The sequence below is a fragment of the Leptolyngbya sp. BC1307 genome (assembly GCF_002286735.1).
Classification (GTDB): Bacteria; Cyanobacteriota; Cyanobacteriia; order Phormidesmidales; family Phormidesmidaceae; genus Phormidesmis.
Map to the genome: position 1 here is coordinate 1 of NZ_NRTA01000143.1, position 1,272 is coordinate 1,272.

Below are 1,272 nucleotides of genomic sequence, written 5' to 3' on the forward strand. Positions count from 1 at the left end.
GATCTTGGCTTTGACTGCACTCTACGCTGCCTGATGAGATCCTGATTACCCGACTACCCCGCTGTCGTCACTCGCCTATACCCACTGTCACCTAATACCCGCGAATTGGAGATTAGCCGGAAGATGGCGCAATTGTGGCGCCAGCGTTGGTTTGAGGGTGTGGCAAGCGGCGCGGCGGTAGCAGAACGCTTGCAGGACGAGGAACGCAGTGGGGCACCTGCGACCTTCGAGTTAGAGCAAGTCTTACATCTGTTTAAGATTGCCTGCGATTCCCCTAGCGAATACAACCGACCGATCAGCCAGTGGACGAATCGTGAGTTGGCAGACGAACTGGTGCAGCAACAAATTGTCGAAAGCATTTCACCTCGTCATGTCGGACGATTATTGGCAGAAGCCGACCTGAAACCGCATCAGTCAGGATACTTGCATATTTCTATGACTTCGGGCTCTTGCGCACTTTAGGTGATCGGGAAAAATCGGCTGGATGCCCCTCTGCGATGGTGATCACCCCTTCAGAATGAATCGCTTCGACAACAGGTCAAGCCCTGCACGACCAAACATCTGCCGTTTGAGCATCTTCAATCGGTTGTTTTGCCCTTCCACCTGTCCGTTACTGACTTCTAGCGTGACGCCCGCCTTGACCGCATCGTAATCCTCTTTTAATCCTTTGGCAAAGCTTGAAAACGCCTTGATAGAGCTATTCCTGGCATCTGTCAGCCAGCCATCGAGTTGCTCAGGCAATCGCTGTCGTACCAGCTTCAGGAATGCTTGAGCTAGGGAAATCGGTTCCGACAACTCTGGCTGCTCGCAGAGCTTTGCCAGTAGCGCTTCCTGCTCATCATCAAGGGTTTCCGTTCTCTGTAGAACCAGCCAGGCAACACGGCGAGCACTCAACGGCTTTTGCTCAGATAGCTTAACGGTTGGCGCAGGCCCTCGACCTGGCAAGTCATTGAGCGCTTCAGGCGATGGGTTGAGCCGTGGATATGATTGACGCAGCGGTTGAATATAGCGAGCGACCCTCTCATAATTGCCTCTGTAGCCCTGCTTTTGAATCTCTTCAAATAGTCTTCTGGCCTGCGGCTGAGTGTCTATCCATTGCTCCAAAAGATAGGGCTTGTAGGGATCTAACTCACTGCTGCGTTGTCGGATAGAGGGCTGCCATTCTGGGAAGGTGGGATGCGAGAGATAGGTGTAGACAGTCCGTTTACCGATGCCCAGGTGATGGGCGATGTCTTTAATTTGGTGTCCCTGTTGTCGCAGGGCATGGGTCTG

The 1,272-nt window shown here is 53.1% G+C and carries 2 protein-coding genes; one reads left to right on the plus strand and one right to left on the minus strand.

Annotated features, from left to right (window positions below):
- The first annotated feature begins 123 nt into the window (after positions 1–123).
- Positions 124–462: a helix-turn-helix domain-containing protein gene (locus tag CKL79_RS22425; protein WP_205879196.1), complete on the plus strand. Its 339-nt coding sequence runs from the start codon at positions 124–126 to the stop codon at positions 460–462.
- A 42-nt stretch (positions 463–504) separates the two neighbouring features.
- On the opposite strand, the gene CKL79_RS22430 is transcribed toward CKL79_RS22425, so the two are convergent.
- Positions 505–1,272 (minus strand): transposase (locus tag CKL79_RS22430; RefSeq protein WP_141242291.1); only part of this gene is annotated, 768 nt, incomplete at its 5' end.